Annotated in this window: 23 protein-coding genes, 1 tRNA gene and 2 pseudogenes; 12 read left to right on the forward strand and 14 right to left on the reverse strand. The window is 72.7% G+C overall.

What is annotated here, in order from left to right:
- Positions 1–22 precede the first annotated feature (22 nt).
- Positions 23–469 carry a ribose-5-phosphate isomerase gene (locus tag CBP52_RS02345; protein ID WP_094179664.1) on the forward strand — a complete coding sequence of 149 codons (447 nt, stop codon included), beginning with the start codon at positions 23–25 and terminating at the stop codon, positions 467–469.
- A gap of 102 nt (positions 470–571) precedes the next feature.
- Here CBP52_RS02345 and CBP52_RS02350 read toward each other — a convergent pair whose 3' ends face one another.
- From CBP52_RS02350 to CBP52_RS02390, 9 genes are all read right to left on the reverse strand, one after another.
- Complete coding sequence (locus CBP52_RS02350) at positions 572–1,837, reverse strand: GNAT family N-acetyltransferase (protein WP_094179665.1); 1,266 nt, start codon at positions 1,835–1,837, stop codon at positions 572–574.
- A gap of 55 nt (positions 1,838–1,892) precedes the next feature.
- Positions 1,893–2,237 carry an MGMT family protein gene (locus CBP52_RS02355; RefSeq protein WP_094179666.1) on the reverse strand — a complete coding sequence of 115 codons (345 nt, stop codon included), beginning with the start codon at positions 2,235–2,237 and terminating at the stop codon, positions 1,893–1,895.
- A 49-nt stretch (positions 2,238–2,286) separates the two neighbouring features.
- Positions 2,287–3,336 carry an LLM class F420-dependent oxidoreductase gene (locus tag CBP52_RS02360; RefSeq protein WP_094179667.1) on the reverse strand — a complete coding sequence of 350 codons (1,050 nt, stop codon included), beginning with the start codon at positions 3,334–3,336 and terminating at the stop codon, positions 2,287–2,289.
- A 58-nt stretch (positions 3,337–3,394) separates the two neighbouring features.
- Positions 3,395–4,447 (reverse strand): DUF1648 domain-containing protein, encoded by a 1,053-nt coding sequence (locus CBP52_RS02365; protein ID WP_094179668.1) that lies wholly within the window; start codon positions 4,445–4,447, stop codon positions 3,395–3,397.
- Positions 4,444–4,815: a GntR family transcriptional regulator gene (locus CBP52_RS02370; RefSeq protein ID WP_094179669.1), complete on the reverse strand. Its 372-nt coding sequence runs from the start codon at positions 4,813–4,815 to the stop codon at positions 4,444–4,446. Before CBP52_RS02370 ends, CBP52_RS02365 begins: the two co-directional genes overlap by 4 nt.
- Before the next feature lie 66 nt (positions 4,816–4,881).
- Positions 4,882–5,466: a serine O-acetyltransferase EpsC gene (gene epsC, locus CBP52_RS02375; RefSeq protein WP_094179670.1), complete on the reverse strand. Its 585-nt coding sequence runs from the start codon at positions 5,464–5,466 to the stop codon at positions 4,882–4,884.
- Positions 5,467–5,576: 110 nt separating this feature from the next.
- Entirely contained in the window at positions 5,577–6,512 is a 936-nt protein-coding gene (gene cysK, locus CBP52_RS02380) for a cysteine synthase A (RefSeq protein WP_094179671.1), read from the reverse strand.
- A gap of 400 nt (positions 6,513–6,912) precedes the next feature.
- On the reverse strand, positions 6,913–8,706 hold the full coding sequence (locus tag CBP52_RS02385) for a bifunctional 3'-5' exonuclease/DNA polymerase (RefSeq protein ID WP_369826270.1): 1,794 nt from the start codon (positions 8,704–8,706) through the stop codon (positions 6,913–6,915).
- Between the two features lie 82 nt (positions 8,707–8,788).
- The gene (locus CBP52_RS02390) at positions 8,789–9,424 is read right to left on the reverse strand and encodes an SGNH/GDSL hydrolase family protein (RefSeq protein WP_094182076.1); all 636 of its coding nucleotides are present in this window, start codon (positions 9,422–9,424) and stop codon (positions 8,789–8,791) included.
- An 84-nt stretch (positions 9,425–9,508) separates the two neighbouring features.
- Here CBP52_RS02390 and CBP52_RS02395 point away from each other — a divergent pair.
- Positions 9,509–9,585, forward strand: a tRNA-Pro gene (locus CBP52_RS02395).
- 2 nt (positions 9,586–9,587) lie between these two features.
- Here CBP52_RS02395 and CBP52_RS02400 read toward each other — a convergent pair.
- Positions 9,588–9,749, reverse strand: a pseudogene (locus CBP52_RS02400) (response regulator transcription factor); the annotation flags it as partial.
- A 31-nt stretch (positions 9,750–9,780) separates the two neighbouring features.
- Here CBP52_RS02400 and CBP52_RS02405 point away from each other — a divergent pair.
- Positions 9,781–10,131, forward strand: a complete 351-nt coding sequence (locus CBP52_RS02405) for a DUF664 domain-containing protein (RefSeq protein WP_198303517.1) — start codon at positions 9,781–9,783, stop codon at positions 10,129–10,131.
- Positions 10,132–10,335: 204 nt separating this feature from the next.
- Here CBP52_RS02405 and CBP52_RS02410 read toward each other — a convergent pair whose 3' ends face one another.
- Positions 10,336–11,583, reverse strand: coding sequence for an IS256 family transposase (locus CBP52_RS02410; protein ID WP_094179673.1), 1,248 nt, complete (start codon positions 11,581–11,583; stop codon positions 10,336–10,338).
- A 34-nt stretch (positions 11,584–11,617) separates the two neighbouring features.
- Here CBP52_RS02410 and CBP52_RS17805 point away from each other — a divergent pair, with 34 nt between their 5' ends.
- The 6 genes and pseudogenes from CBP52_RS17805 (at position 11,618) to CBP52_RS02440 (ending at position 16,153) form a co-directional block, all read left to right on the forward strand.
- A complete protein-coding gene (locus tag CBP52_RS17805) occupies positions 11,618–11,953 on the forward strand; it encodes a transposase (protein ID WP_198303518.1) in 336 nt (111 codons plus the stop codon).
- Entirely contained in the window at positions 11,899–12,858 is a 960-nt protein-coding gene (locus tag CBP52_RS18105; RefSeq protein WP_157732473.1) for an IS3 family transposase, read from the forward strand. The genes CBP52_RS17805 and CBP52_RS18105 overlap by 55 nt, the downstream gene beginning before the upstream one ends.
- The gene (locus CBP52_RS02425) at positions 12,743–13,930 is read left to right on the forward strand and encodes an IS30 family transposase (protein ID WP_232514737.1); all 1,188 of its coding nucleotides are present in this window, start codon (positions 12,743–12,745) and stop codon (positions 13,928–13,930) included. The genes CBP52_RS18105 and CBP52_RS02425 overlap by 116 nt, the downstream gene beginning before the upstream one ends.
- 1 nt (position 13,931) lies before the next feature.
- A pseudogene (locus tag CBP52_RS02430) lies at positions 13,932–14,231 on the forward strand (integrase core domain-containing protein); the annotation flags it as partial.
- A gap of 298 nt (positions 14,232–14,529) precedes the next feature.
- Entirely contained in the window at positions 14,530–15,786 is a 1,257-nt protein-coding gene (locus CBP52_RS02435; protein WP_157732475.1) for a HEPN-associated N-terminal domain-containing protein, read from the forward strand.
- A 4-nt stretch (positions 15,787–15,790) separates the two neighbouring features.
- Positions 15,791–16,153 carry an Lsr2 family protein gene (locus CBP52_RS02440; RefSeq protein WP_369826271.1) on the forward strand — a complete coding sequence of 121 codons (363 nt, stop codon included), beginning with the start codon at positions 15,791–15,793 and terminating at the stop codon, positions 16,151–16,153.
- A gap of 310 nt (positions 16,154–16,463) precedes the next feature.
- On the opposite strand, the gene CBP52_RS02445 is transcribed toward CBP52_RS02440, so the two are convergent.
- From CBP52_RS02445 to CBP52_RS18110, 3 genes are read right to left on the reverse strand one after another with little or no spacing between them, the layout of a single operon-like run.
- Entirely contained in the window at positions 16,464–17,108 is a 645-nt protein-coding gene (locus CBP52_RS02445) for a restriction endonuclease (protein WP_094179677.1), read from the reverse strand.
- Between the two features lie 9 nt (positions 17,109–17,117).
- Positions 17,118–17,912, reverse strand: a complete 795-nt coding sequence (locus CBP52_RS18635) for a hypothetical protein (protein WP_369826272.1) — start codon at positions 17,910–17,912, stop codon at positions 17,118–17,120.
- A 32-nt stretch (positions 17,913–17,944) separates the two neighbouring features.
- Positions 17,945–18,085 carry a hypothetical protein gene (locus CBP52_RS18110; RefSeq protein WP_232514623.1) on the reverse strand — a complete coding sequence of 47 codons (141 nt, stop codon included), beginning with the start codon at positions 18,083–18,085 and terminating at the stop codon, positions 17,945–17,947.
- A 160-nt stretch (positions 18,086–18,245) separates the two neighbouring features.
- Between CBP52_RS18110 and CBP52_RS17810 the strand changes: the two genes are divergently transcribed.
- Genes CBP52_RS17810 through CBP52_RS02465 form a run of 3 tightly spaced genes read left to right on the forward strand, consistent with a single transcriptional unit; the run spans position 18,246 to position 19,128 of the window.
- Positions 18,246–18,596, forward strand: coding sequence for a helix-turn-helix domain-containing protein (locus tag CBP52_RS17810; RefSeq protein WP_094179679.1), 351 nt, complete (start codon positions 18,246–18,248; stop codon positions 18,594–18,596).
- Positions 18,593–18,895, forward strand: a complete 303-nt coding sequence (locus CBP52_RS02460) for a hypothetical protein (protein WP_094179680.1) — start codon at positions 18,593–18,595, stop codon at positions 18,893–18,895. Before CBP52_RS17810 ends, CBP52_RS02460 begins: the two co-directional genes overlap by 4 nt.
- Complete coding sequence (locus tag CBP52_RS02465) at positions 18,892–19,128, forward strand: hypothetical protein (protein WP_094179681.1); 237 nt, start codon at positions 18,892–18,894, stop codon at positions 19,126–19,128. Before CBP52_RS02460 ends, CBP52_RS02465 begins: the two co-directional genes overlap by 4 nt.
- The last annotated feature ends 74 nt before the right edge of the window (positions 19,129–19,202 follow it).

Genomic DNA, 19,202 nt, shown 5'->3' on the forward strand with positions numbered 1-19,202 from the left:
CGTGCTGCGGCAGGATGGGCCCATGCGCATCCACATCGGTTCCGACCACGCCGGCTACGAGCTCAAGGTCGCGCTCGTCGAGCACCTGCAGGCCGCAGGGCACGACGTCGTCGACCACGGGGCGCACTCCTACGACGCGCTCGACGACTACCCGCCGTTCTGCTTCGCGGCCGGCGAGGCCGTGGTCGCCGAGCCGGGCTCGCTCGGCATCGTGCTCGGCGGGTCGGGCAACGGCGAGCAGATCGCCGCGAACAAGGTCACGGGGGTGCGTGCCGCACTCGCGTGGAACCTCGAGACCGCCACGCTGGCGCGTCAGCACAACGACGCGAACGTCGTCGCGATCGGCGCGCGCCAGCACTCGGTCGACGAGGCGCTCGCGCTGGTCGACGCGTTCCTTGCGGAGCCGTTCAGCGGCGACGAGCGCCACCAGCGCCGCATCGACCTCCTGGCCGAGTACGAGTCCCGCTGACCCACCCGTCCGCCGAGTGCGCACGTCCGTGCGCGAGTGCGTACGACGAGCGTGCGCACTCGCGCCGGACCGTCCGCACTCGGCGGGGCGGTGGTCGCCGGTTCAGAAGACCCAGGGGCAGAGCGGGGCCACCGGCCAGGAGAACGCGGCGGCCGTCGGGTGCAGGGTCCCGGGCGTGAGCTCGGTGACGAGACCGGCGTCCGCGTAGGCGGACAGCGACCTGCCGCCCAGGTACGCCGCGCCGAGCTCGCGCACGTCGATGCGCAGGTCCGGCTCGTCGTCGGTGCGGGTCACCTCGGCGGCCCACCCGTGCGCGCCCTCGTCGGTCGTCGCGACGCGCCACCGGCCCGCGTTCGCCGGCAGCCGCGCATCGCTGACCTCGAGGACGACGTCGACCGGGGCGCTGTACCGGCGCCCGGCGAGCGCGACCGGCACGTCGAGCAGGCGCACCCACAGGTTGTCGGTCAGGCGCGGCTGGGCGCCGCGCCGGTCCACCAGGAGCGACAGGAGCCGGTCGTCGACCGGGAGCATGTTCGTCGCGACCTCGCCCGTGAGGTCGAGGTCGAGGACGAAGGACCACAGCCGGTGCGCCGCGGCCGCGTCGACGGCCGCGGAGTCGCGGACCATGACGGGGTAGGCGGGGCCCGCATCGCCCCATGTCTCCTTGCGTCGCAGCAGCGCGTAGGCGCGAGGGTCGCCGACCTCGTCGTGCACCGTCACGATGCGCAGCGGCTCGCCGCCGTCACGCCACGCGGGCGGGTCGGCGAGCCGCGAGCGGCGGTGCGCGTCGGACGCCCGCAGGACCCAGCCCGGGCGGCCGACGCCGGCCGCGGTGTTGACCGCCTGCACGAGGTCGGCGTGCCGCTCGACGTCCGCGGTGTCGATGCGCACCGTGAGCGCGTCGCTGCCCGGCACGTCGCGCAGCGCGGCTCCCCGCGGCACCTTGAGGCGGACGTCGTCGCAGGCCGAGCCGTAGCCGAACCGGCCGTAGATCGCCATCTCCGCGGCGAACAGCGCGGAGACCGGCTCGCCGCGCTCGAGGGAGCGCGCGAAGTGGGCGTCGATCATGGCGGACAGCAGCCCCCGGCGGCGCTCGTCGGGCCGGACGCCCACGAACGTGAGCCCCGCGCACGGGACCGCACCGCCCGGGACGGGCAGGTCGAAGTCGAACGAGCCGTGGACGCCGCCCAGGGTCCCGTCGGGCCGCTCGACGCCCGCCGTGCGGTCCCACTCGAGGGTGTCCGGGACGATCTCGCTGGTCTTCTCGTCGGGCTCGAACGCGAACGCGAGGTGGTCGACGGCGAGGAACTCGGTCTTGCGGTCGTGCGGCACCGCGACAGTGCGGTACCCGTCGGGCAGAGGTGTCATGGCGCCATGGTCACCCCCGCCAGGCGCATGTCACCAGCGCATATGCCGGCGTCGCTCAGTCGGCCGTCGGGACGTCGTCAGGGAACCAGATCGCCCGGCGCAGGGCGACCCGCGTCCCGTCCGCCACGAGCGGGGTGCCCTCGGCGCGCAGCTCGTCGAGCGCGCGGTGCAGGTGCCGGGCGGGCGGCGCGCCCGACGCGTCGACGACGCGCCACCACGCCACGCCCGAACCGGCTCGGGCCATGACCTGACCCACCTGGCGCGGGCCGCCGCGCGGACGGTCGCCCGCGGCCGCGAACCGGTCCGCGACGACCTCGGCGACCGTCCCGTAGGTCATCGCGCGCCCCGGGGGGATGGCTTCCACCAGGTGGAGCACCGCCTCGAGGTACGCGTCGTCCACGACGACGAGTGTGCCGCAGCGTGCCGTGGCTCGGGGGAGGGCGCAGCGGTCAGGCGGCGTCGACCTCCGGCGCGAGGACCGCCGCGACGGCGGGCAGCGTGCGCGGGTCGCCCTGCACGACGAGCGTCGTGATCGCGGTCGCGCGCCACGCCGGCAGCTGCGCGCGCACGTCGTCGGGCGTGCCGACGAGCGCGACGTCGCGCACGAGCTCCACGGGCACCGCGGCGGCCGCGCGCTGCTTGTCGCCCGCGAGGTAGTGCGCCTGGATCTCGTCGCACACCGCGGAGTACCCGAGCCGGTCGAGCACGTTGCGGTGGAAGTTCGCACCCTTCGCGCCCATGCCGCCCGCGTACAGCGCGACGAACGGCCGGATCTGCTCGGCCGCGGCGTCGATGCTCTCGGCCAGCACCACGGGCACGGGCGCGACCACCTCGAACCGGGCGGGGGAGCGGTCGTCGGTGCGCGCGGCGAAGCCCTCGGCGAGCAGCGCGCGGTACTCGTCGTCCATGCGGGGCGAGTAGAACATCGGCAACCAGCCGTCGGCGATCTCGGCCGCGAGCGCGACGTTGCGCGGGCCCTCCGCGGCGAGGTGGATCGGCAGGTCGGCGCGCAGGGGGTGCACGGTCGGGCGCAGCGCCTTGCCGAGCCCGGCGCCCTCGTCGGGCCCCAGCGGCAGGCGGTAGAAGTCGCCGTCGAACGTGACGGGCGCCTCGCGTGCGAGCACCTGGCGCACGACCGCGACGAACTCGCGCGTGCGGGCGAGCGGCCGCGGGTACGGCTGGCCGTACCAGCCCTCGACGACCTGCGGGCCGGACGCGCCGAGGCCCAGCACGAACCGCCCGCCCGACAGGTGGTCGAGCGTGAGGGCGGCCATCGCGGTCGCGGTCGGGGTGCGCGCCGAGATCTGGGCGATCGCCGTGCCGAGTCGCACGCGCGACGTGCGCGAGCCCCACCACGCGAGCGGCGTGAACGCGTCGGAGCCGTACGCCTCGGACGTCCAGACCGAGTCGAAGCCGAGGCGCTCGGCCGCGACCACGGTCTCGAGCGCGCCCGGCGGCGGGCCGGCGGACCAGTAACCCAGCGAGTACCCCAGTCGCATGCCGGCCTCCGTGACGTCGTCGTCGCGCGGCGGCCCGGTCGGCCGCGGCGCGGTCAGGTTACCCGGCGGTAGCTCGTGGGGTCCCGCGCTCCGCGCGGTCGTCGCGCGGGCGGCGGCGGTCCGCGAGCGTGTTGAGCAGCGCGGCCGCCGTCGCGGCGTCGTCGACGGTCACGACGAGCACGCGGGACCCGGTCCGCCGCACCTGGATCGCCTCGCCCGCGCGCAGCACGAGCCCTGCCCGCCCGCCGCGGCCGAGCCGGTAGCCCCAGCCGCCGAACTCGCGCAGCGGGCGCACGTCGACCACGTCGGCGCGCTGCACCTCGTCCACGGGCACCCGCACGCGCGGCCACCCGAGCACGGAGCGCGCCTCGAGCCCACGCGCGTCGACCGTCACCCGCCACAGGAGCATCGCGGCGAGCAGCACGCTCAGGCCCACCGGGACCAGCAGCGCGACCCACTCGTCGAGCACCGCGGCGAGCACGGTCGTCGCCGCGACGACCGCGCCGGCCGGGAGCAGCGCCGACGGTGAGCCGACGGTCCGGGTCCACGCCGCGCGCTGCGTGCGGGACAGCGGCACGCGGCGGGCGTCGGCGTCGACGGGTCCGCGCGCCGGCAGCCGCGCGTCGGCGGGGGCGAGGAGGAACGCGACCCCGGCCACGACGACGGCGGCCGCGAGACCGAGGACCACGGTCGGGCCGCCGCCCGGTGCGAGCGCGCCGTCGGCGAGGCCGCGCTGGCTCGCGAGCGTGCCGGTCACGACGACCGCGTACAGCGCCCCCAGGCCGGCGGACGTCGCGACCAGCCCGCGTCGGGTCACGCCGTCGTGCCCGCGCCAGAACGCGAACGCCCACTGCGCGACGCACAGCCCCGTGCCGACGAGCAGCGGGACGAAGGCGCCCGCGAACGACGAGAACCCGTCCGGCCCGTCGGCGCCCCAGTGGTTCGCGATCCGCTCCGGCAGCTCGTCGCGCCAGCCCAGCGCGGCGAGCGCCGGGACGGCCATGAGTGCGAGCGGCAGCACGAGCGCGAGCAGCGTGGTCGAGCGGCGGTGCGGGGGCGCGGTCCGCTCGTCGCCCCGGGCGCCCGCCGGGGTGGTGGACGTCGTCGTCATCGGCCCTCCGGGGTCGTCGCGCGGGCGAACGCGGCCTGCACGAGCGCGGTCGCGGCGGTGGGAGGCACACCCGCACGGCGCGCGGCGTCGACCAGCGCGGCGACGGGCTCGTCGAGCGCCGCGTAGTCGGCGTGCCCGGCGATCACGGCACCCCGCCCCCGGCGCAGGTCGAGCAGACCCTCGTCGCGCAGGTCCTGGTACGCGCGCAGCACGGTGTGCAGGTTGACCTCGAGGGACGTCGCGAGCACCCGGGCCGACGGCAGCCGGTCGCCCGTGCGCAGCTCACCGCTCGCGACCGCGCCGCGCACCTGCGCGGCGATCTGCGCGAACAGCGGCTCGTCGCGCTCGGGGTCCACGGTCCAGAGCACGGCGCCAGGCTAGTTGCGCGGGGCGCAGGTGGACAGCGCGGAGCGAGCTCGGGCCGGACGGACCGCTCAGATGTAGATCGCGGGGTCGTCGACCTCGATGTCGAACGGTGCCGCGGCCGGGCGCAGGCGGATCTGCGCGGGCACCCCCACCGCGATCGCGCCGGCCGGGACGTCGTGGATGACGACGGCGTTGGCCCCGACCTGCACCCCGTCGCCGATCCACACCGGCCCGAGGATCTTCGCGCCCGCGCCGACCACGACGTGGTCGCCGAGCGTGGGGTGCCGCTTGCCGTGCCGCATCGACTTGCCGCCGAGCGTCGAGCCGTGGAACAGCACCACGTCGTCACCGACCTCGGCGGTCTCGCCGATGACCACGCCCATGCCGTGGTCGATGAACAGCCGGCGCCCGAGGCGTGCGCCGGGGTGGATCTCGATGCCCGTGAGGAACCGCACGAGCTGCGACAGCAGCCGCGCGGGCAGGCGCAGGCCCGGCTCGCGCCACATCGCGTGGGCCACGCGGTAGGTCCACACCGCGTGCACCCCCGGGTAGGCGAGCGCCACCTCGAGCCGCGACCGGGCCGCGGGGTCACGACGACGCGCGGCCTCGAGGTCCTCGCGGAACGTGGCGATGAAGTGCTGCAGGGAAGGCATGGGACCTGGCTCTCGAGGGGCTCTCGAACGGGGGACGACCGCCGCCGCGGCGGTCCAGGACCGGGCGCCGTGCCCCGGGTGCTCGCGCGGCCCGGGGCACGGCGTGCGGGTCAGTCGAGCAGGTCGGCGTACAGCACCGTCGACAGGTAGCGCTCGCCGAACGACGGGATGATCGCGACGATCAGCTTGCCCGCGTTCTCGGGGCGCTCCGCGAGCTGCTTCGCGGCCGCGAGCGCGGCGCCCGACGAGATGCCGACGAGCAGCCCCTCCTCGGCGGCGGCGCGGCGCGCGTACGCGACGGCGGTGTCGGCGTCGATGTCGATGACCTCGTCGTACACCGACGTGTCGAGGATCTCCGGCACGAAGTTCGCGCCGATGCCCTGGATCTTGTGCGGGCCGGGCTGGCCGCCGTTGAGGATCGGCGACTCGGCGGGCTCGACCGCGACGATCGTGACGTCGGGCTTGCGCTCCTTGAGCACCTGGCCGACGCCCGTGATGGTCCCGCCCGTGCCGATGCCGGCGACGAGGATGTCGATCTTGCCGTCCGTGTCGGCCCAGATCTCCTCGGCCGTGGTCGTGCGGTGGATCGCCGGGTTGGCCTCGTTGGCGAACTGGCGGGCGAGGATCGCGCCCGGGCGCTCGGCCACGACCTCGTTCGCGCGGTTCACCGCGCCCTTCATGCCCTCGGAGCCGGGCGTGAGGATGAGCTCCGCGCCGAACGCGCGCAGCAGAGCGCGCCGCTCCTTCGACATCGTCTCCGGCATGGTCAGGACGACCTTGTAGCCGCGGGCCGCGCCGACGAACGCGAGCGCGATGCCCGTGTTGCCGGACGTCGCCTCGACGATCGTGCCGCCCGGCTGCAGCTCGCCCGACGCCTCCGCGGCGTCGATGATCGCCACGCCGATGCGGTCCTTGACCGAGTTCGCCGGGTTGTAGAACTCGAGCTTGCCGACCACGGTCGCGGGGGCGCCGTCGGTGATCTTGTTGATGCGGACCAGCGGGGTGTTGCCGATCAGCGCGGTGGCGTCGTCGTAGATGCGTGCCATGGTTCCTCTTCGGTCGAGCCGCCGGGTGGCGGCGGATACGGGGGACGTGCCTTGCGGGTGCTGCGGCCACCCCGGCTGACGGTGCGGGGTGGGTGCGGGGTGGGTGCGGTCGGCGCCCGGGTAGGGGCGGGCCGCCGGGGCGAGCGCTGGCGGACCTGGCACGGCCCGTCCGGGTCACGGTGCCGTCGCGCGCGGGAGCCAGCGCTCTACCGACAGCGACAACACCGCGCCACGAGGGCACGGCGGAAGGAGGCGGGGGCGGACGTCCGCTCGCTCATCGCTCTCCTCCAGAGGCGGCCAGCACGGCCGCAGTCGCAGGTGACGCTATCGCCAACGCGACGCCCCGCGCAAAGGTTCCCGCCCTGCGGGACGGGCTCGCGGCGCACGCGCCGGCGTCGACTCACCCGAGGTGGCGGGTCGCGCCCGGGACGCCGACGACGAGGCGCGCCGCCTCCTTCGCGTCCGCGTACGTCGACGCGACGCCCACCGACAGCGGGAAGTCGACCGGGAAGTCGCCGAACAGCAGACGTCCCGCCGCCGTCGCCGCGCCCGCGACCTGCGCCGCGACCTCGTCCGCGCACGACGCGGGGGTGTGCACCACGACCTCGTCGTGCAGGAAGTACACGAGGTGCGGACGCCCCACGAACGGGGCACGCACCCGGCCCGGCGCGGCCTCGTCGGCACCCAGCGCCCACAGCCGGCGGCGCAGCTCCGCGAGCCAGCACAGCGCCCACTCGGCCGCGGTGCCCTGCACGACGAAGTTGCGCGTGAAGCGGCCCCACGACCGCGTCGCCGACCGCGCGCGGGACTGCGCGCGCTCGGTCGCGTCCGGGTCGAGCGCGTCCGCCTGGGCCTGCGCCCACGTCTCGCCCGGACGCGGGGAGCTGCGGCCCAGCAGCGTGGAGACGACCTCGCCGCGCTCGCCCGCGCGCGCGGCGTCCTCGACGAGCCCCACCGCCGCGGGGAACGCCTGCAGGAGCCGCGGGAGCACGGCCGCGCTCGCACCCGTCGTCCCGCCGTACAGCGCGCCCAGCATCCCGACCTTCGCGAGCGCGCGCTCGGGCACCACGCCCGCGTCCACGATGCCGCCGTACAGGTCACGTCCCGCGCCGGCCGCCGCCATCCGCTCGTCGTGCGCCATCCCCGCGAGCACCCTCGGCTCGAGCTGTGCGGCGTCCGCGACGACGAGCCGCCACCCCGGGTCCGCGCGCACCGCGGTGCGCAGACGGCGCGGGATCTGCAGCGCGCCACCACCGCTCGACCCCCAGCGGCCCGTGACCACACCGCCCACCACGTACTCCGGCCGGAACCGGCCGTCCGGCACCCACTGGTCGAGCCACGCCCAGCCGTTCGCGGAGTGCAGACGCGACAGCTTCTTGTAGGCGAGCAGCGGTGCGACCGCCGGGTGGTCGACGCCCTCGAGCTCCCACTGCCGGGTCGAGGACACCGCGAGGCCCACGCGGCGCAGCGCGCGCAGCACGTCGGGCAGGGAGTCCGGGTTGAGGCCGGGGGCGTCGAGCTCGGCGCGGACCTGCGCCGCGAGCCGCGCGAGCTCGGGTGGGCGCTCGCCGCGCGCAGGACGGTCGCCCAGCAGGTCGCGCAGCACCTCGTCGTGCACGTCGGCGTCCCACGGCAGGCCCGTGTGACGCATCTCCGTCGCGACGAGCGCGCCCGCCGACTCGCCCGCCACGAGCAGCCGCAGGCGCCCCGCGGACGGGCTGCCCGCCACCGCGGCGTGCTGCGCGTCCAGCTCCGTGAGGCACGCGGCCAGGTCGGGCGTGCCCGCCGGGCCCCGCTCGTCGGGGTGCGGGTCGGCGGTGTCGGACGCGCCCGCGTCGTCGCGCATCGCGTCGAACAGCGTCTGGTCGCTCGAGGCGGGGTGCGCGGACGCCGCGTCGGCGGGCGGCGCCGCGTCGAACGGACCCGCGGGCGCGTGCGCGAGGTCGGACGCGGCGCACGACGCCGAGCCGCGCAGCAGCCGGTGCGTGAGGCGCAGGTCCAGGCACCGCTCGACGCGCACGCCGTCCGCCAGCAGGCGCGGGTACCACGCGTGCGTGTCCGCCCACGCCCAGCGCACCGCGCGCTCGGGGCCGAGCACCGCGGCGCCGCTCTCGCGGACCGCGACCACGCGGTCCGGTCCCACGGTGTCCGGCGACGCGGACGAGCCCGCCGGCCGGGCGACGACTACCAGCACGTCTGCAGCCTGCCGCACGCCTCCCACGCCCGAGGTGCCCGCGCGCCGCGCCGCACCCCCGGGCCGGCCGGTCCGTGCGCGCTCAGGCGGGCATGCCGAGCTCGTCGAGCCACGCCTCAGCGAGCAGCCCGTTGCCCGCGGCGGTCAGGTGCACGCCGTCCGTCGTCCAGTGCGCCGCGCCCGCGGCCTCGATCGCCTCCGCGAACAGCAGGTCCGCCGCGAGCAGGCGCGCGCCGTACTCCTGGGCGAGCGACCGTACGACCGCGATGCGCGGGTCCAGGTCCTCGCGCCACGCCTCCTGCTCCGGCGTGAGCGGGAGCAGGAACGGCTCGACGAGCACGAACCGCACGTCCAGGCGCGCGCGCGCCGAGTCGAGCATCGCGCGGTAGTGCTCCTCGAACTCGCGTGTGCTCGTCGGCTGCCCGCTGTCGTAGCGCCGCCACGTGTCGTTGATCCCGACGAGCAGCGAGATCACCGTCGGCTCGAGCGCGAGGGCGTCCCGCTCCCAGCGGTCCCGCACCATCGCGGCCGTGTCACCGCCCACGCCGCGGTTGAGGAACGTGAGCCCCAGGTCCGGCCGTCGCGCGCCGGCCAGCGCCGCGGCGATCGCCACCCACCCGTGGCCCAGGCTCAGCGGGTCCTGGCGGTCCCGGCCCCAGTCGGTGATGGAGTCGCCCTGGAACAGGACGCGGTCGGCGTGGGTGAAGAACGTCGGCACGCGCACATCCCACCACAGCCTGACCCGAACGGGTGACAGCGACGCGTCCCCTAGGCTGGGCGTCGCGCGAGCCCCCTCGCGCGACGGGGTGTGGCGCAGGTTGGTAGCGCGTCCGCTTTGGGAGCGGAAGGTCGCCGGTTCGAATCCGACCACCCCGACCAGGTCACCGGGCGCCGATGAGGCCGCGACGGTGCGCGACGTCGACCGCCTCCGCGCGGCCGGACGCGCCGAGCTTCGCGAGCACGTTCGACACGTGCACCGAGACGGTCTTGCCGGAGATGTACAGCCGGCGGCCGATCTGGTTGTTCGACAGGCACTGCGCGACGCTCGCGCGCCGCTCCGTCCCGCCGTCGGACATGTCCCTGCCCGGCATCGTGCGCCACCTCGCCGAGGTCGAGCAGTACTGGTTCCGCATGGTCATGGTCCGTGAGCGCCCCGAGCGCCACTACCGCGGCTCCGCCGTCCACGCGTTCCTCGACGCGCGCGGCGACGACGAGCACGTGAGCGACGCATGGGCCCGCTGGCGCGGCGAGGTCGCGTTCGCCGAGCACCTCGTCGACGAGTCGCCGGACCTCGGCCGACGCGGCACCGGGCCCAAGCAGCCCGAGCTGCGGGAGGTCCTCGTCCACATGATCGAGGAGTACGCGCGCCACCTCGGCCACGCCGACCTCCTGCGCGAACGCATCGACGGCCGTAACGGCCAGTAGCCGCGGCGCTCGGCGGGTCGGGGCGGGTGGATGGGCGCAGGCCCGGAGGACGTGCGTGGACGGGCGGGGGAGGGTGGTTCCGGAAAGTCGTCCGACCTCACGGTCCTGTGACATCCTGCGCGACCCTCCACAGCAAGGGCGTCACGCCCTCCACGGTCAAGTCCCTGGGAGTGGTGTAGCGCTTCGGCGTGATCTTTGTGCTGGTCAGGCTGTCAGGGCGAGGGGCTGGTCGGTCACCTCCGTGGTGTCGTCGAGCAGGGTGAGGCGGGAGCGGGTCAGGACGTCGAGGGCGAAGTAGCGGCGTCCTTCGGCCCATTCGTCGTGCTGCTCGGCCAGGACGGCGCCGACCAGGCGGGTCACGGAGTCGCGGTCGGGGAAGATCCCCACGACGTCGGTGCGCCGGCGGATCTCCTTGTTCAGCCGCTCGTTCGGGTTGTTCGACCAGACCTGCCGCCAGATCGCCTTCGGGAAGGCGGTGAACGCGAGCAGGTCCGCGCGGGCGGCGTCCAGGTGCTCGTGGACTGCGGGGAGCTTGTCGGCGACGAGGTCGAGGAGCTTGTCGAACTGGGCGTGCACCGAGGGAGCGTCGGGCTGGTCGTAGACGCTGTGCAGCGCGGCCTTCACCGCCGGCCACGAGCTCTTCGGACACGCGGACATCAGGTTCGCGGCGTAGTGGGTCCGACACCGCTGCCAGGTCGCGCCGGGCAGGTTCGCCGCGGTGGCTTCGACCAGCCCGCGGTGCGCGTCGGAGGTGACCAGGCGGACCCCGGTCAGGCCGCGGGCGACCAGGTCGGCGAAGAACACGTTCCACGCCTCCTTGGTCTCGGACGTGGCGACCTTGCAGCCCAGGACCTCGCGGTGCCCGTCGGCGTTGACCCCGGTGGCGACCAGGACGACCGCGTTGATCACGCGCCCGTTCTCGCGGACCTTCATCGTCAACGCGTCGGCGGCGACGAACGTGAACGGGCCGGCGTCGGCCAACGACCGCGTGCGGAACGCGGCGACCTGCTCGTCGAGGTCGGCCGCCATCCGTGAGACCTGCGACTTGGACAGGCTCGTGATGCCCAACGACGCGGCGAGCTTGTCCATCCGCCGCGTGCTCACGCCGAGCAGGTAGCAGGTCGCGACCACGCTGATCAGCGCGGCCTCGGCGCGCTTGCGGCGCTCGAGGAGCCACTCGGGGAAGTAGGTGCCGGTGCGCAGCTTGGGGACCGCGACATCGATGGTGCCGACCCGGGTGTCCAGGTCCCGGTGCCGGTAGCCGTTGCGCTGGTTGACCCGCTCCGGGGAGGGCTGGCCCCACTCGGCGCCGCAGACCGCGTCCGCCTCCGCGGACAACAGGCTGTTGATTACCGTGCCGAGCAGGTGACGCATCAGATCGGGCGAGACATCGGCCAGGGCCTGGCCCAACGACGCGGCGGGGGACTGCTGCGGGGCTGGTTGACACTCCATCTGTGGGACGAGGTCCCGCTGGAAGGATGTCGCTGTGCCCAAGAAGTTCCCGCCTGAGTTCAAGCGTGACGTCGTGCGGGTCGCTCGCCGCGGCGATCTGAGCCACGCCGAGGTCGCTGCCGACTTCGGCATCTCGATCGAATCGGTGCGCCGCTGGGTGCGCCAGGCCGACATCGACGACGGTGTCGCCGACGGCAAGACGACCAGCGAGCAGAACGAGCTCGTGCAGTTGCGCCGGGACAAGCGCCGGCTGGAGATGGAGAACGAGATCCTTCGCCGCGCGGCGGCCTACTTCGCCGCCGGCTCGCTCCCAAAATGGGTTACCCGCTGGTCCGTGACCTGGCCGCCGAGGGGATCCAGGTGCGGTTGACCTGCGGGGTGCTGGGCCGCTCCAGACAGGCGTACTACGCCTGGCTCGCCGCCCCGGTCAGTGATCGGGAGCTGGAGGACGCCTACCTGACCAACGCCCTGATCGACGCTCACGGTGACGACCCGGAGTTCGGCTACCGGTTCCTGGCCGATGAGCTCGAACGCGCCGGCCACGACGTCGGCGAGCGTCGCGTCTGGCGGCTGTGCTCCCAGCAGCGGCTGTGGTCGACCACCGTCCGCAAGGGCCGTCGCGGCAGTGCTAAGTCTCCGGGGCCGGCGGTCCACGACGACCACGTCCGCCGGGACTTCACCGCGCAGGGCCCGGACCAGGTGTGGGTCACCGACATCACCGAGCACCCCACTGCCGAGGGCAAGGTCTACTGCTGCGCGATCAAGGACCTGTTCTCCAACCGGATCGTCGGCTACGCGATCGACGAACGGATGACCGCCCAGCTCGCCGTCACCGCGCTGCGCACCGCCGTCGCCCGCCGCCGGCCAACCGGTGTCGTGGTGGTGCACTCGGACCGAGGCTCGCAGGGCGGACTCAACCGGTCGTCGCAACACCTCGTGATCACGGAGGTGTCAGGTGGTGCGACGGCAGCAGCAGGCGGACCGGGCGTTGCGACCGGCGATGCGTTCACCGGGGCGGCCGATTCCCGCTCGGCATGTGGAGCGGGAGTTCTGGCGGTTGATCGCGGCGGGCAAGAGTTCCGAGGAGGCCGCGGCCGGGGTTGGTGTGTCGTGGCCGGTCGGGTCGCGGTGGTTTCGTCACGCTGGCGGGATGGCGCCGTTGCCGCTGGCCGAGCCGACCGGCCGCTACCTGTCGTTCCACGAGCGCGAGGAGCTCGCACTTCTCAAAGCGCGCGGGCTTGGTGTTCGCGCGATCGCCCGCGAGCTGGGGCGTGATCCGGGGACGATCTCGCGGGAGCTGCGACGCAACGCGGCGACCCGGGGCGGCAAGCCCGAGTACCGGGCGACGGTCGCGCAGTGGAAGGCGCAGACCGCCGCCCGGCGCCCCAAGCCAGCCAAGCTCGTCATCAACGCTCGTCTGCAGGAGTACGTCCAGGTCCGGCTGAGCGGCCAGTTGCGCCGACCGGACGGGACGCTGGCGGCAGGGCCGGCGACGACCTGGAAGGGCCTGAACAAGCCGCACCGCAGCGACCGGCGGTGGGCGACGGCCTGGAGCCCGGAGCAGATTTCGCGGCGGCTGGTCATCGACTTCCCCGACGATGAGGACATGCGCATCAGCCACGAGGCGATCTACCAGGCGCTCTACATCCAGGGACGCGGGGCGCTGCAGCGCGAGCTGGTGACCTGCCTGCGGACCGGCCGGGCGCTGCGCAAGCCCCGGGAGCGGGCCCGCAACAGGCCCCAGGGGCACGTCACGGCTGACGTCGTCCTGGCCGAGCGGCCCGCCGAGGCCGAGGACCGGGCAGTGCCCGGGCACTGGGAGGGCGACTTGATGATCGGGCTGAACCGGTCCGCGATCGGCACCGTCGTGGAACGCACGAGCCGCTACACCCTGCTGGTCCACCTGCCACGTCTCGAGGGCTACGGGACAGTCCCACCGGTCAAGAACGGGCCCGCGCTTGGCGGCTACGGCGCCATCGCGATGAAGGACGCCCTGACCGCGACGATGACCACGATGCCGTCCGAGCTGTTGCGGTCGTTGACTTGGGACCGCGGCAAGGAGCTGTCCGCCCACGCGCAGTTCACGATCGACACCGGGATCGCCGTCTACTTCGCCGACCCGCACTCACCCTGGCAGCGCGGCACGAACGAGAACACCAACGGGCTGCTGCGCCAGTACTTCCCCAAGGGCACCGACCTGTCCCGCTGGCCGGCCGAGGACCTCCTGGCCGTCCAGGCCGCGATCAACAGCAGACCCCGCAAGGTCCTCGGCGGGAGAACACCGGCCGAGGTCCTCGATGAGCAGCTACGGTCGCTCCAACGGGCAGGTGTTGCATCGACCGGTTGAACCCAGTCAGTTTCGAGCCCGGAGCTTCAGGGCGGTCCTGACCGCGGCCGGGCTGCAGGGCTCGATGGGTCGCGTCGCCTCAGCCGGCGACAACGCCGCCATGGAGTCATGGAACGCGCTGCTGCAGAAGAACGTCCTGAACCGCCGCCGCTGGCGCACGCGCGACGAGCTGCACCAAGCGATCGTGTTCTGGATCGAGCGGACCTACAACCGGCGCCGACGCCAGCGCGCCCTCGGCAAGCTCACCCCGGTCGAGTTCGAGCTCGCCTTCACCGCCCAGAACGCCGCCCTTGCGGCATGATCACCACTCACCCGGTGTCAACCGACCCTGCAGCAGTCCCGGCGGGTGGTGGTGCGGGTGAGCCCCGAAGGGGCGGACCGCGGCTGCGGTGCAGCGGTGGCAGCCCACGCCGTCGCTCGCGGTGCTCGCTCGGCTGCTGCCACCACTGCACCTGGCCGCTCGTAGGTGGGCCGGACCACCACCGTGGTGCAGCCCCACACGGACCCTGCCACCCGACCGAGGCGGGGACAGGAACGACGCGAACCGGTCCGCACCGGCCGCCTTCACAACAGGTCGGCGTGGTCGCTACGTTCGCGTGGTGGACCTAGACCAATGGGCGGACGGCTCCATCGACGGTGCGATCTGTCTGAAGCACATCACGGACGAGTACCTCGCCCGTTCACTTACGCCATCCGAACTGACGTGCACGCTGTGTTCCGCGTCGGCAGATGACGGGGTACCGATCGCGGTACCGATGGACGACGTCGTAGAGGAGATTCGCGACGCCATCAACTTCTTCTACACCGATGCTGAGGAAGTACTTCCGTACGGCAAGGACGCCGCCGAACTCTGGGACGCAGCGCCAGACACGTCCGACGTGGTGGATGAACTGTGTGGCGGCGCTTTCGACGATCTGGTCGTTGAGCGCCTCTGGGGCCAGATGGTCAACGCGCTCGGCCGTGACCGGCAGTGGACCAGGGTCTGGTCCGACGCCGAAGCTGACGACCTCGACCACGGTTGGGAGCAGTTCAGCGACACCGTGAAGCACGAGTCTCGAATGGTTATCGTCACCGGCGATGCGTCCGGCCGTGAAGGCACGCCTGCACGCGGTTCGGCGTCGTACCTGAGCCACCTGCTCCCATACGTCGACGGTGACCTCGGCCTCGTGAGGACCCTTCCCGCCGGAACGACCGTGCACCGCGGGCGCCTGGTCGAGACCGCGAACGACATCGCGTGGACAGCCAAGGAACTCGGTCCGGCTCCGCGCGGTCGAGCAACCGCGAACCGCATGTCCCCGGCGGGTGTGTCGATGTTCTACGCATCCGGGTCCGTCGACACCGCGGTAGCGGAGATCGCCGGCCACGGCGTGAAGCCGTACGCGCTCATAGGGGCCTTCGTATCCACGCGCCCACTGGACGTCCTCGACCTCATGGCAGTGCCCTCGTACCCGCCGGTGTTCGACAAGTCGCGTCGTGCAGAGGTGCGGGCTCGGAGTTTCCTGGGTTCGTTCAAGTACCTGGTCACGAAGCCGGTGATCCCCGACGGCCGAGTTCACGTCGAGTACGTGCCCACGCAGGTCGTCACCGAATACCTCCGCTGGGCCCCGAAGCGACGTATCGACGGTATCTGCATCCCGAGCGAGCCCGGCGACGGCAAACCGACGTACGTGTTCTTCTTCGGGCCCGAAGACTTCATCGAGGACACCGACTCATCAGAGACCGACCGCACCTTCCTCATCGACATAGAGTTCCAGCCGCCCGGTCCGGTCTTCACTCTGAAAGCCGATGACGTAGGCTTCTACAAGGTCGAGCGGAAGCCAAAGGCAATACGTCAAGACGCTCGCCCATCCCCGTAGACCGGTGCGCCTCGACGTCACCGCTGAAGGAGGCTCGATGGCACAGCGTGTTGTTACCCATCTGGTGGACGACCTCACTGGCGGTGAGGCGACGAGGACGGTGCTGTTCTCGTTCGACGGGAAGAGCTTCGAGATCGACCTGAACGACGAGAACCTCGCCGCGCTTGAGGGCGCACTCGCCCCGTACATCGCGGCGGGACGACGTACCGGCGGCTCGACGGCTCGGCCTGCGGCTCGTCGGTCGCGCGGTAGCGGCCCTGGCACAGCCGCACACGTGCGGGTGTGGGCCAAGGCGAACGGGTACGACGTCCCGGAGCGCGGACGCATCCCCGCAACCGTGCGCGCTGCCTACGACAAGGCCAACTGACAGGAGCTCGACCGTTGGAGCAGCGCAGGTGGACGAATCACGCCGGTGGGTACGTCGTGTGTGCGCACTGCAGCAAGAAGGCGGACCCGTCGGTCAGTGACCATGACTGTTGTGGACGGTGCCTGCGGGGGCGTGACCATCTCCAGGAGGCGCTCGCGAACTACGCCGGCCCGGGGACGTTTCCGCACCGCTACTGGGAAACAGTCGTCCGTCCCGGCGTGTGCGATACGTGCGGGGAGACTCAGGACGCGCACTGACGTCCCTTGCGGCGGAGTTTCGGCTGCGGTCGGCGGCGTCTGCCCGCTCTGATTCAGAAGCCGTTTAGGTCGGGCGCCTTCGGCTGGCGTCGTGCACGGGCTCGCCGGATGAGGCGTGGTGCGAAGGTCCAGGCCGATGCGAGTAGCACTCCCGGGATGGCGCGCCACAGCCCGTTCTTGGCGTTCTCCGGAAGGGAGCCCAGCACCATCACCCACCAGAAGATGCCGACGATGCGGTACCAGCCGAGCCGCGCCCAGCTCGGTCCGTCGGCACCTTTCGGTCGGGGTGGCAGGCGCGGGTCTGCGTGTCGCTCCTCTGTGGTGCGATGCGCGAGCCGTGTCGCTGCGTCGTTCACGGGCGTGAGCGTCCCGGCGAGGTCGAACGTGAACAGCGCAACGCCGACCTGGTCCGCGTACTCGACGGCCTTGGTGGAGAAACCCGCACCGGAGAAGAAGAACAGTTCCGCGTGCCGCTGGTGTGCCGCTGCGCCGACGAGCCGTTGCAGGTCAGGGCGCCCGGTCTGGGAGGCCCTGAACTTGACCTGAGCCAGCGCGCGGGACGCACGCACATCGATGCCACCATCGGGACCAGTCGGTGTTCTTGCAGCGTCCGTATGCCCGAACGCCCGGAGAGTGTGCGCAGCGAACTCCTCTGCTTCGACCTCGTTGGCCACGTACTGACCGGGCTGCCACGTCACGGCGGCACCCTACCGCCGGAGCCGGACAGCCTCCGATGGCTCAATCCCAGAGTTCCCAAATCGCGTCTCGTACCGGGCCCGCCGTGATTGGGCCCCCCGCGAGCCAGTCGACGTGCCCTCCTGCGTTCTCGACCGCTCTGCGGAGCTGCGCGACCGTGCGGCCCGGTGCGGCACTCGTGTTCTCGGCGATGAGGACGTACGGCGGCTGGCTTTCGGTGGCGGGGAAGAGTCGCACCACACGCGCCCACGGGTAGATGGCTGCGCGCGGGTTCGGCGCTCGTCCGGGGTCGCGTTCGCACGGATGAGAACGTCGCCCTCGCGGACCGGCTCGCCCTCCTCGTCGATGAGCTCGAACGGGGTCACAAGGTCATGCCCGAACTGCAGGGATCGCATTGCGACCTCCGCGGCCTGCTCAACGAACGCAGGTACCGGGCGTGTGCGCTCGATGGTCGAGATGAGCCAGATCCGCGCTTCGCGCGGAAGGTCGACGCTGGCCCGTCCTCGCAACACGATGCCGGACTGGCGGTAGAGGCGCGTAGCGCGCTTGAGCCAGGCGGCGTCTATCCGAACGGCTTCGCCTATCCATTGGTCGAGTTGGACCGCGACGGCCGAGACGATTTCGGGGTCCTGTGTGCGGATGGCCGCCTCGCCAAGGTAGTCACGCGAGCGAGCTGAGATGTTCGCCGAGCCGACGACGACGGACGGGCTGTCGCCGCCGGACAGGATGAGCTTTGCATGGAGTCCCTGCACGCTCCAGCAGGTAACACCTGCCTCGACGTAGGTGCGTAGCGCTCTGGGGTTCACCGAACCGGTGACGAAGTTCGCGTCCTGGCCGTCTACCAGGAGTTCGTCGCGTGCTGCAGTCGGAGGATCTGCGGGGCGTCCGCGCCGAGGTAAGCGCTCGCCGCGCGGATGGGGTGCTCGATGGGGCGGTCCGCGAGTAGGTCCCACACGCGCTCTGCCAGGAACTCGGTCATCTGCTCAGCCTCCCAGGAGACCGACCCCGGCACCTCGCTGCACCTGTGTGAAGTTCGGTGAGATTCGATGCGAGGAACTGCTAACAACCGCGGGTGCGTGGTCGATTGGTACTGGTGCCCGCCGGCTGGAGCCGGACAGAACCGCCCAAAGGACGCCCTGATGGTTGTGCAGCACCTCACCCCGACCGCTCTCGCGGAGCGGCTCTCCGTTTCGACTCGGACGCTCGCCGCGTGGCGCGCCGACGGAACCGGACCCACCTACGTGCGGGCGGGTGCGCAGATTCGGTACCCGGTCGCTGACGTGCTGATCTGGGAGGCGCGCAACGGCGTCGGACCGGTCGACGACGAGTACACAGGCCCAGTCGACTTGACCGGGCTCGACCCGCACGCGACGGCGACGCTGCTCGCGCTCGCCTCCAGCATCGGGGTGCCGATTGAGATGGTGGCCGAGGTCGTCGGCATGACTGTTGCCGAGGTTCGCGCACACATCGCAACGATTGTCCCGGCATGAGCGCCGGTGGCGTGCTGCTCACCGTGGCGCACGACGCGGGCCGGGTCGCGCGAGTCGTCGCGGACGTCGAGGTCGACGGCGTGATGCACCAGGTGCAGGTGCCCACGGACCTGGTCGCGGACGGGTCGGCTGGCACCGTGGCCGACGCGCTCCGGGACATGCTTTGGACCGTCGGTGTGACCGTAAACCGGGTCGAGGCCATGACGGCCGAGCGCACGACGTGCGCGTGGGCGGACGTGGACGACGCGGCGACGCTCGTCGCCCTCACCCTGGACGCGGTGCAGGAGGTGCAGGCGTGACCGCCCCGGCGGCGACGACCTTCCCCACCTGGTGGCAGGCTCACCGGGCGCTCGTCGTGGACCGGCTTGGCGCCGACGCGTGGCGCTACGACGCAGACGCGCTCTTCGACCGCATCGTCGACGTCGAGCACGGGCCGACCTGCGAGTCCACGTGGCGGTTGCGGCCCGAGTTCGAGCCGGACGCGGCGTTCTGGGAGGCGGCTGAGCAGCACCGGATGCGAGAGCCTGCGTAGCGCGCCATACCGCTCCCACTACGAGACTCTGCTAGCCCGCTTGACGCCGCATGTGGGCGCTTCCTGTAGAGCGC

The sequence above is a fragment of the Cellulomonas sp. PSBB021 genome, assembly GCF_002240455.1.
Taxonomy (GTDB): domain Bacteria; phylum Actinomycetota; class Actinomycetes; order Actinomycetales; family Cellulomonadaceae; genus Cellulomonas; species Cellulomonas uda.